Origin of the sequence: Parabacteroides sp. AM58-2XD (assembly GCF_003463685.1) — a bacterium.
Lineage (GTDB): Bacteria > Bacteroidota > Bacteroidia > Bacteroidales > Tannerellaceae > Parabacteroides > Parabacteroides segnis.
Genome location: NZ_QSDP01000063.1, coordinates 25,479 through 36,983 on the forward strand (window position 1 = coordinate 25,479; position 11,505 = coordinate 36,983).

The window sequence follows — 11,505 nt, forward strand, 5'->3', positions numbered from 1 at the left end:
TTATTCATTTCTTCACCCGATACTCCATTGTCTTACCAGCTTTCACCTTTATCTTTTTCCAATTAACAAAGGCAACGGCAGGCAACGGTTTAGCGGCTTCTGCCTCACTCTCGCTCAAGACAGAGATTTCCGCATCAAAAGGAGTGGTATTCGTGATAGACAAAACCATCTCGCGCTTATTTCCTTTTACCAATTTAACATCTACATGATCGAAGGCATAAAACATATTCTTATCCGGACGGATATAAAGACCTGGTAGTTCCATCGCCATCATGCAGCCGTTCAACTCATTCCAGCCATTACCTCCTTCACCGCCTAAGCCACGGGTACCTCTCAATTCGGCATCACAATAAGTCAAACGTTCGCTGATAAAACCATTCGGACGAATACCTTCCACATAAGCATGCCAAACATCATGTAACAATTCTGCATAACTAAAATCTCTGGTTTCCCTGAATATACGGAACAAAGCATCCGCCGAAGAGGTACAAAATCCCGGAGCACCATGTTTATTCTGCGTACTAGCCCATACAGCACCGGTAATCGGCGTTTTCAGCTTCCCCAACTCAGTATCTTCCGGCAATACATAATCAAAAGAGACGGTCCACGTAGAGCATAAATGAGCTGCCGCACGTGCCCTTGCCAGCCAAACCGGTTTACGGGTCAACTCATAAAGCGTATTGCAAGAAGTTAAAAAAGCAACTGCCGTTTCCGAGTCTGCATTTTGAAGGATATCCGCACAACCGCCGGAAGTAAAACCAAGCAAAGAAAAATGGTTATAATGAGCCTCCCCTATCTGTTCGGCAACCTCCAAATACTCCGGATTTCCATAATACTGCGAAGCCAAAGCAAGTCCGGCTACTGCCATGGCACCGCTGGTCGAATTATACACTTCGATCTCTCCGGTTTCCACATTTACATAATTACCCAGTTCACCGTATTTGTTCCAAGTATTCACAAAAGCATCTGCCAAACGCTTGATACTCGTTTCCCAATCCGGCCGGATAGCTTCTTGCCGGTTTTGGGCTTTCAACAACATAAACTGTTTCACCATCCAATACAACACATCGGCACTCTTACGAGTCAGGTTTATCTCCGGATGTTCCACACATCCGTCCCGTCCGAACACTTTCCCGTCCGAACCTAACGTTCCATAAAAATAACCGCTCTTCCCTTGTGCACGGGGCAAAGCGAAATCGAACGTGTTGGCCACCCTACGCAAATGTTCCGGATCATCTAACGCCAGCATCGGATAGGTATTCATCAAACCGCCTATCCATCCGAAAGAAATCCAATCGGCATTCTCCGGACAATAATATTCCCAATTATCGCATTTCAAATAACGGCGGTCGATATTAAACGTCATCAAACGCATCACTTCACTGGCGGGTTTCAAATTACGAGGATGGTTTTCTCCCGTCTGCAACTTGCGTACCTGATGGAAACGCTCCAAAACAACCGGAACGGCAGGCGCATCAAAAGCGAACAAACGCACACGCACCTTCACCTCTTCCCCTTTCCGAAAAGAAAGTCCCCGATCCGGGCTTTCGCTAAAACCGATAAACTGCGGCTTCTTCTCACGCACACCGGGTGCACTGACTATCATCGATGATACGGAACGATCCGGACTTTCTTCTACGATTAAAGCATGGTCGTAAATCGTTCCATTCTGTTCTATCCCTTGGTCAGTCAGCAAAACATACCCTTTCTGCCGGGCACGTTCCAACCAAGCGATAGCCGGAGTAGCCGCATTGTTCACCAACACCTCCAACTTGGATGGCGCACCAAACTCAGGAGACAATTGGGGTATCGGATTTGAGGTTAATGCCAGATCAGGCCTCCTGTAATCCGTTAAATCCAAACCTGTCGCATACGGACGGTTAACAATCCGTTGCCGGTTGCCGTTATAAACCACAGACGGTATCATGACATAATTATCACTACTCCAGTTATAACGGTCGAAAGCAACAGCCACACCTGCCGATTGCAGGGTACGTTTCGCCTTGAAAGTGTACTCATATACATATTGCGTGCCGTAAGGGGTTGCATGTCCTTCTGGCTCTCCGGCAAGGCTTACATCCCAATCTGAAGAGGCGGAAGTAATCTCCTCTGCCTTTACTAATTGAGCTTTATCGTAAGAACACTCCAACAGACGGATAGTACTTTTCGCCGTCCCCTCCTTAGGTAACCAAGAAACACTATCCGCATATATCAAATTATTGATTGTACCTAAACCTATGGCTAATAAAAACAGTTGTTTCCTCATTTTACTTTTATTATTCTTTACTATTACCATAATATTTCTTACATCATTCTCTTACGGAACAAAACAAAAACCGTTTTCATCCGCCTTCAAATCGAAAGAACGCCCTTTTTGGCCATTCTCCATCTGGAACAACGTCCATTCATTATCCACCTTCTTTTCCAACCGCCAACTCAATGCCGGATTTTGCAACATCTTACGGATATAGGTCGGGAAGGCATTCGCCCGGCGGGCTTCCTCCCATGTACGGATCACGTTGAAGATGGCATATTTCTGGGGACAACTTTCCACATCCTCTTGACCTATTTTCAAGAAATAAGTAGTTCCATGTCCTACTGCAATAGCCTCTATATGTTCATATTGCTCTACAGTCGACGCTGCCGTAATAGGGAAATTAACACCAAAGCTGGACGGGAAATAGTTCGCATACGTCACATCGCGCAAATCCTTTCCCTGGCTGGTCGTGCTTCCCCAGACACGTAAATCTGCATCATAAATATTCTTACCGCCACCTACATTCCATACGCTTTGATAATGCCAGGAGCCTTCGCTCAAACCGGCACCGGTAAACCGGATGTCAGCTGGCAAGTTCAACTTCTTTGCTTGGTCGAACATCGTCCGGTAAAACCTTTTAACCGAATAACCACCCATCCCGTTAAAGAACAAGAACTCCTGACCGTCGAAATCATAAAGCCCCAATCCTGACCGTCCGGCAACATCCGCATAATAACGTGCAAATTCATCCTGTAACTCCAAATTCGGGATAAGTCCCTGGTATCCCCAGCAAGTAGTCGCCTGCAACTTGTCGACCGCATCCCCCTTGCCATGGACTGCCGGTATCGTTCCCCAATAACCTCGTGCCACGTTCAACAACCGATAAGGCTTTTCTGCCGACACACCGGTAAAATGAATCAACTCCTTCCCTATCTTTACGAAGTTAAGCGGACAAAACTGGTCCGAAGCGATCAACTCGTTCAGGTAATCCGGAGCATCCACATAAATCAAAGTATCACTCTCCGATATATCTTCACTCAAATAATGACGATTCAAGATACACACGCTATCTGACGGGAACGGGCTGCAATCTTTCGTGCCGGGAGCCAAAGAGGTCGTGATATTGGTACGCCCCAAAATCAAACCATCCTTAGCCAGAGGTCGGCATACTCACGATGCGACAAGCTGGTACCATCCGAAAAACGATACGTCTTACGTGGCTGGTCCTTTCCATCCAGATAACCCTCATTTGCCCGGTCAGGAACCAAGAAACCCTGGTCATAAGCATTGATCACCTTCAATCCCATTTGCTTGGCATACGAAGCGATACTATCGTAGCGGTTCCCGTATGTCTGCAAGTCGGGCATGAAAGAGGTCGGGTCTTTCACCCATTTCCCGTTGAAAATGGGATGAGGTAACCCTTCTTCCAAGACAATCGTCTGGATGACATCCATCAACGCCGTACTATCAGGACTTCCCCACAAGGCGATGGAAGAACCGATATAATCGACACCAGGCACCGCTTGCCGCTGTTGGTGATAACGGAATTTTTCACTCACAAGCGCAACTCCTTCCGGTGTGTAAATCATATTTTCCCCGCGGCGGTCACGCGAATGGTAACGGATATTGATGCGTCCGTTGCAATCCACTCCCGCCGTGCTACCATACAACGAACGATAAAACAGCTCTTTCCGGTTATAAAAAGCCACATCGCTGAACCCGTCGCCCCCTACGGAAAAACTCTCTCCCTCATGAAGAGTCAATGGCAACGGATACTTCTCCAGATCAGGCGTATGGACAATGTAGCCCCCTGCGCCTGTCTCTGACGTATAACGCGACTCCCCGCCGATCGTATTGTCGTCCAATGCCAACGCCCCGATCGCGTAGCAGACCGCAGCCGATGTATCACGCGCCACTCCGATCATTTCGCCTAATACATTATTAATATTGGTATAATAATTTCCCCACTGCACACCATCGATACCCTCGCGCGGCGTTAAATCCTCCAAGGTCAATTTGAAATATTTGTCCTTTTCGTCCAACCGCACGGTCGCCACCGAACCGTTTTCATATTCCAGTTTGTATCTGCCTCCCGCATAACGGGCTTTCTGCGGATAATAATAACGTTTCAAACCGCTATCGTAAAGTGCCAACAAAGGCGACGGCTGATCGGCCGGACTGAAATTGCGACTCTCGCGCGTCAGGTTATACATGCCCGTGATATAACCGTGCGAATCGACATCGATACCGAAATAATCGGTTTGAAAGGATTGAGACGTATTTAAATTACAGCCGGATAACAGAACAGTTACCGCTGCCAATGATAATAATTTCTTTTCCATCGTATAATTGTAGATTATTAAACAAAAATACAGGTTGGCTATTTGCCTAAACATAGCAAAAAACTGCCTTTTCAGTGGATTATTAGTGCTTTTAACCACCTTAACATCCTCCTAAAAACAAAGTAAGCCCCGATACCGGGGCTTATCACATCCAAGCCTATTCTATCTCAGGCCTGTCACTCTCCCCGTTGTCCGGACGCGCACCGACATACAACGTCACCGGATAGTCAATCAGGCGCGCCTGTTTCAAACGTGTGAGAGAGTATATAAATTTAAAGATTAAAAGTATTTTGCTTATAAGGTATGAAAAAGCATGCAGACAAATCTTTACAGATAAAATCTGCATGCTTTAGTCAATCAATTCAAATCAAACACTTATTTCAACGGGTCGAAAGTGCCGCCCCATTCGTTGTTTTGTTCCAGTTTGGAATTGCGATCCAAGTCATTCTTCTTGAGCGGATAGAACCAATGGTTGTTATCCAGGTTAAAACGATACAGAGTCTTGTCACCATCCACGCATTCGATATAATCGAAACGGAAAAGCTTATTGACTTCCGGATCGAACATGTCTTTTGCCCAATCGAAATTACCATTTTTCACTACACTGTAATCGTTGATAACCAACCAAAGAGACGAACGGTATTTGATTTCGTTCAGGATGTCGAAACGTTTCCAGCGACGCAAGTCGTTCCAGCGTTTACCCTCGTAAGCGAATTCGATGTAACGTTCGGTCATATATGCTTCGCGAATATCACCCTGTGAAGTAGCTGTAATACCATAGTTACCTGTTGTGTTTTCTATACCGGCACGTTTCCGGACATCATATAACACCTGCAATGCTTCACTGCTCTTACCTACTTCATTTGCACACTCACCATAGTTCATCAACACCTCTGTGAAACGAATTTCAACCCAATCAACCTGAGCTTCATATACTTTACTGGCATTAATGTTATAGTCAAGACCTTTGCGTTGATAGAAGTTCGAACTGGCTCCGGCAGCTTTTCCGAACTCATCCATGGTAAGGTGAGCATAAGCTCCATCGCTCAGGATATGCCAACCATTCCAATACTTATTGTCACCGATAAGTACATCGTTGCAGGGATACTCCGTACCCGGACAAAATATCGTGGCATGGAAACGTGGATCACGGTTATTGTAGAACTCATTTACGAATTCATGGTTATAATCCATATCATTGGCTAAACGGTTTACATCCAGCTCCAGCGGTGTTCCATCCGCTTTCGGAAAAGCCAACAGCAATGGCAAGATAGCCTCGTTTTGATCAGCCATATCCTTTGTCAAAGGAAGCGGTCGGATATTCTTCTGATCCAGATAATGGTCCGGACCGAAAAATTGGTTCACCATGATAACCTCGCAGTTTTGTTCGTCATACCAAATATCTGCATATTTACCTTGATACAGTCCTTTACCTACGCCCTGCAAGAAATCGACTGCGGCTTTGTTAGCCTCATAGGCCTGCTGCCAACGAGTCTGATCGTGGTTCGGATTAAATAGTGGACTGGCGTATGCCAACAGAACACGTCCTTTGAAAGCCATAGCACATCCCTTATCAATCCGGGCATAGTCGCTATCTCCCCATACATCCGGAAGCAAAGAAATAGCCTCATCCAAGTCTTTCACGATCTGTGCCATGCATTCACTTGTTGAATTACGGGATACCAACAATGAATTGATATCAGATACATCCTGCCCCTCCAAGATCAAAGGGACACCACCCAATGTGAACACCTTTCCCCAATAATCCCACGCACGCCAAAACAAGGCTTGTCCGCGCATTCGGTCTTTCTCTACCTGAGTCAAAACAGAAAGTTCAACCGTTTCCAGATTCGTTAAAAAGAAATTAATCCTTTCTATAAATCGATAATCCAAACCTTGCCCACTAATATCTACGGAATATTCTCCACGTACATACTGGTTCATTTCTGTCGGTCCATTCATACCCTCATCCGTATTGTTGGCAGCAATAGGCCAACCGGGCATCATGTTTCCATAGATGTTAGACAGGAACGCATTGATCATTTCAGAATTTTTCCATACTCCGTCCGGTGTGATGGAATTTGTATTTTCGTAATCCAGACTGCATCCATACATAAGAAAAGCACAAAGCAGACCTGCTAATAATTTGAATCGTTTCATTGTTTACTTCAGATTTAAAATTTCACATCAATACCAAAATTGAATGACCGCATAATCGGATAGGCATTGCCATGTTCCAGTTCAGGATCATAATATTTGAAGCTACTTAATACAAAAAGGTTAGACCCAGTCACGAAAAGCCGTACATTGTCAAATAGTTTATTGTATAACTGTCCCTTCGGCAGGTCATAGCTCAATGTGAGATATTTCAAACGCATGAAATTAGTCTTCTTCAACCAAAACTGACAGTCATCGTCCTTATATGTTCTCGGAGCATTTGCGCTCACCTGTTTCGGAAGCATGGCATTCGGGTTTTCAGGAGTCCAACTGTTGTCATACCATTCAGCCCATACACGGTTCCATTCCACATTGCCCGCCAAATCACGGAAAGAACGGTCTCTGCCCAACTCACCGGAGAACATCATGTCCAAACTGAGTCCTTTCCAACTACCACCCAAATTCAAGCCATATTGTACCGGGAAGTTCTTATCACGCAACACTACACGGTCCCAGCTATCGACAACGCCATCGGGTGTGCCATCCGGACCTGAATGGTCTTTATAAACAAGCATACCTAATTCCGGCTTCATACCTTTAAATGAATAATTCGGATGTTCCGCATTGAAAGCGTCCAACTCTTCTTGTGTACGGATAATGCGATCAAAATCATACGCAACCCAACGACTTGTAGATGTGCCGATAGGAATATCGATCCATTGAGCGTTTTCGGCGTAGTCTTTATATTTGATTTCGTTCCATCCATAAGACAGAGTCAAATTACCATAGTAGTTGAAATCGTGGCTTGCTCCCTTATACCCCAATTGCAAGTCGATACCTTGCGCGTTCATCTTACCGTAGTTTTCGGCAGGCATGTCACGGCTAAAAGTAGTAGGCAATGTTGCCTGACGATTATCCAAGATATCGTATGATTTACGGAACCAATAATCTGCACTCAAATTCCAATGATCCAGGAAGGTCATATCCAAACCGACGTTATAGTTCAATGCCTTTTCCCATGTCAGGTTCGGATTGACTACATTACCGTAATTCAAACCGACATGTTTAGAAGGATTCTTGCCGAAATAAGCCGGTAAGACATTATTGTTATCATTGAGCTTGACAGCCGTATAAGATTCTTGCCATTGCCATCCACCGACAGAGTCGTCACCGGTCAGACCGATAGAACCACGAAGCTTCATAAACTGGATCCATTTCTTGTTGAAGAAGTTTTCTTCAGACAGTACCCAGCCGGCAGAACCTGCCGGGAAGAACCCCCAACGCTGAGAAGGAGCAAAGTTCATGGAACCGTCTTCACGGAAAGAGAAACCTAACAAATATTTATTTGCATATGAGTAACTGAACTGTCCTACATAAGACATACGTCCGTTTTTATAAGAGGGATCTCCCCCACCGGAGGTGAACTCTCGCGAGCTACCTGCCGCCCAAAACTGGTCAGTCATATAAGTCGGGAAAGTTTCTCTGAGACCATAAACACTGTCATTGAACCCTTCGGACCACTCTGTCAATAATACCGCAGCCACATTATGCACATCGTTGAACGTATTGGCATAATTTAAATAGAAGTTCAACTGTTGAGTATCTCCCCATTTGGAATCCTTGCGCAAATAATCCCTGCCATATTGGCTGGACCGCTTAACCCCGACAATATCTTCATCTCGTGTAGACATGATACGTCCGTTGGCACCACTATGTTTGGTGATATACATATCATAGTTAGTATAATACCCGTTCACCGTATTGTGCGTCCAAGTCCTGTTGTATTGAACACTGGCACTCAATCCCTTCAGGAAAGGCATTTTATATGTTCCCTTTACGGTAAATGTCGGATTCAGACGCTTATCATAACGATATCCGTCATAACCCAATACACGGGCACCCACATTGCCGATCCAACCGTAATCAACCAATTTTCCACTATCGGTAAATACTGGCTGCTCCGGTTGCCAAATACGCAATTTACCATACGTATCGTATGCCCAATCCGTACCGTCACTGGCAATACGACCGATCTTGTCATTGGTTAATGAAAATCCGGTATACAATTCAAAATCGTCAGTCACTTTAGCCGTCACATTCATACGGATATTATATTTATCGTATGTAAGCGGAGACAAGAACCCTTGTTGTTTCATGTAGGAAGCTGCTCCAAAATAATGAATCCGGTCATTACCACCCGAGATATTCAAATTATGTGTTTGCGTAGTCGGGTTCTGATATACTTCATCCAACTGGTTATATCCGTATCCGCCATTAATAGAAGCGATATGGTCGATCTCTTCCTGTGTCCATTTACTGGTAGATTCAGGATTGACACGGTTATATATCTCGGCCGTTTGCACACCATCCGTCAGATCATAACCTTTCGTACGTGTATCGACAGAGAAACCATACGAATAATTGATAGTCGGCTTGCCAATCTTACCTTTCTTGGTCGTTACGATAACAACACCACCGGACGAACGTGATCCATAAATAGCAGCCGAAGCCGCATCTTTCAATACAGAAATATCTTCAATTTCATTTGCGCTCATCGCATTGAAAGACGTAGCATCCCTAACGACACCATCAATGACATAAGTTACCGGCTGCGGATTGTATTTTTCCTCTTTCCAGGAAGAGATGGTACGGATTTGTAATTTCGGATTTGTACCCGGAAGCCCGTTTTTAGAAGAGATATTGACACCCGCCATTTTTCCTGCCAATAAATTTGCAGCCGAGGCTGTCGGAATAGTCGTCAGGTTTTCTTCCATCTTCATGTTTGACACAGCTCCTGTTAATGACGTTTTTTTCTGTGTCAGATAACCGACCACAACAACCTCATCCAGCAATTCCGTATCATCCATCAGGACAATATTCAGGTTCATTTTTCCCTTCGTTGGTATCTCCTGAGACTTATACCCGATAAAGGAGATCTCCAATGCTGCATTATCTGCGACATTCAAAGTAAATTTACCATCTATATCCGTAATGGTACCATTCGTCTTGTCACCTTTATCTATGACATTGGCCCCGATTACCGGTTCATTGTTTTTATCGACAACGACACCTTTTACGATACGTTTCTGCTGGTTAACAGACTGGACTACGGTTACATCAGGTTTGTAAATGGAGATTGTCTTTCCTTCAACATCATATCGCACGTCCATCCCTTTAAAAACAGAGGCTAATACCTGTTCGATCGTTTTATTGTCTGCATTTACCGAAACCTTCTTCTTCACATTTATGTCGTTATTACGCACCAAAATGGAATAACCGGTCTGTTCTTCTATATCGTCAAGTACTCTGCTTATGGGAGCATTTTGACGATTTATAGTAATTTTTACATCTTGCATTATAGTATTGGCATACACAGATGAGGTTATTGCGCTCAATACTATAAATGAACTTAATTGTTTTATCAAAGAATAATTTCTTTTCATATCTTTGTAAGAAATTTGTTAGTTAACAACTAATTGAATTAAAATCTTTTGTGAATCGGAGAGAAGTGCCAACCATCTCCGATTCCTTTTTATCCACTCTCTATCATAATAATACTTTTTAGGTTAAACATAAAAACTAATCATTCTCTTTATCTATCTTTCACTGAAATAACACCACCGCTTACTTCGAACCGATATTTCTTATCCACATCAATAAAATTAAACACTTCCTGAAGCGACATTTCCAGATTGATACTTCCTGAAAAGTATTCCTTTTCGACCTTATCACTTTCTACATGAATCTTTACATTATATTTCCGTTCTATGTCTTTCAATATTTCGGCAAACGAAGTATTCACAAAACTCAGCCTTCCGGTTGTCCACAACGCTGACTTATAGGATTCAGTGCTTTCGCTGTACAATTGTCCTGTTCCACGATTATAAATAGCTTTTTCATCAGGTTTTAAGCGAACATATTTATTATTGACAGAAACATCTACCCCTCCGTTAATCAGAGAGACTTCGGCTGAAAGGTCTTCGGGATATGACCGGACATTGAAAACAGTACCCGTCACTTTGACCTTCATATCTCCGGCATGTACCTGGAATACTTTTTCTTTGTTCTTGGCCACCTCAAAATACCCCTCTCCTACCAGATAAACATTACGCTCTTTCTTTCCATAAGATAATGGATATTTCAGAATAGAACCGGAATTAAGGACTGCTGTCGAACCATCCGGCAAAAGAATCTTTGTCTGTGAACCCAGTGGCACCGTTGTCTCGTTATACAGCATATCTCCGGAATTATCCAGTTCTTCATATGTAAATATAGAACCTAAAGAAACTGTTACCATTAATAAGATAACCGCAGCTACATTCCGGGCATAGATTACCCATTTACGTCCGACAGTCATACCGGATGATACATGTAACCTCTCTTTCAAATTTGTATATTTAGAATCTTTCTGAGCCTCAAAAGCAGGGACATGAAGAAGAGCATACAGCTTGACCATCTCATCGTATTGCTTCCTATACAATTCAGACTTCTCCACCAACGAAAACAAAATACCTTTATTTTCATCGGTTATTGAACCCGCAATGTATTCGTTCATTAAATTCTCAAATAATATATCTTTATCTTGCATATGACTTTTTTCTAACCGTTCTTATATTAATACACATCCCGGCCGGAAATAATTTAGATGAAATCAAATTATTTTCAAAAAAAGTCCAAAAAGATCCGTTTAAGTGGTTCAATTCATTAGAAGCTTTACTGAAAGCGTATCTAATCATTTATTCGTTTGAT

General features: G+C 43.5%; 6 protein-coding genes. All 6 read right to left on the reverse strand.

Features of this window, described 5'->3' with window-relative positions:
- Positions 1 to 4 precede the first annotated feature (4 nt).
- The 6 genes from DXA15_RS15620 to DXA15_RS15640 all read right to left on the reverse strand — a co-directional run bounded on the left by DXA15_RS15620 (position 5) and on the right by DXA15_RS15640 (position 11,344).
- Positions 5 to 2,266, reverse strand: a complete 2,262-nt coding sequence (locus DXA15_RS15620; RefSeq protein WP_128134613.1) for a hypothetical protein — start codon at positions 2,264 to 2,266, stop codon at positions 5 to 7.
- Between the two features lie 51 nt (positions 2,267 to 2,317).
- On the reverse strand, positions 2,318 to 3,394 hold the full coding sequence (locus DXA15_RS26700) for a hypothetical protein (protein WP_233567334.1): 1,077 nt from the start codon (positions 3,392 to 3,394) through the stop codon (positions 2,318 to 2,320).
- Between the two features lie 2 nt (positions 3,395 to 3,396).
- Positions 3,397 to 4,599: a hypothetical protein gene (locus DXA15_RS26705; RefSeq protein WP_233567335.1), complete on the reverse strand. Its 1,203-nt coding sequence runs from the start codon at positions 4,597 to 4,599 to the stop codon at positions 3,397 to 3,399.
- Positions 4,600 to 4,974: 375 nt separating this feature from the next.
- On the reverse strand, positions 4,975 to 6,759 hold the full coding sequence (locus DXA15_RS15630; RefSeq protein ID WP_128134614.1) for a RagB/SusD family nutrient uptake outer membrane protein: 1,785 nt from the start codon (positions 6,757 to 6,759) through the stop codon (positions 4,975 to 4,977).
- 14 nt (positions 6,760 to 6,773) lie between these two features.
- Complete coding sequence (locus DXA15_RS15635) at positions 6,774 to 10,199, reverse strand: TonB-dependent receptor (RefSeq protein WP_128134615.1); 3,426 nt, start codon at positions 10,197 to 10,199, stop codon at positions 6,774 to 6,776.
- 149 nt (positions 10,200 to 10,348) lie between these two features.
- Positions 10,349 to 11,344: a FecR family protein gene (locus DXA15_RS15640; RefSeq protein ID WP_128134616.1), complete on the reverse strand. Its 996-nt coding sequence runs from the start codon at positions 11,342 to 11,344 to the stop codon at positions 10,349 to 10,351.
- Positions 11,345 to 11,505: the final 161 nt, after the last annotated feature.

Bases quoted from the DNA above. Each gene is read 5' to 3' on its own strand.
- DXA15_RS15630 (WP_128134614.1), bottom strand. From the start codon at position 6,759: ATGAAACGATTCAAATTATTAGCAGGTCTGCTTTGTGCTTTTCTTATG.
- DXA15_RS15635 (WP_128134615.1), bottom strand. From the start codon at position 10,199: ATGAAAAGAAATTATTCTTTGATAAAACAATTAAGTTCATTTATAGTA.
- DXA15_RS26705 (WP_233567335.1), bottom strand. From the start codon at position 4,599: ATGGAAAAGAAATTATTATCATTGGCAGCGGTAACTGTTCTGTTATCC.
- DXA15_RS15620 (WP_128134613.1), bottom strand. From the start codon at position 2,266: ATGAGGAAACAACTGTTTTTATTAGCCATAGGTTTAGGTACAATCAAT.
- DXA15_RS15640 (WP_128134616.1), bottom strand. From the start codon at position 11,344: ATGCAAGATAAAGATATATTATTTGAGAATTTAATGAACGAATACATT.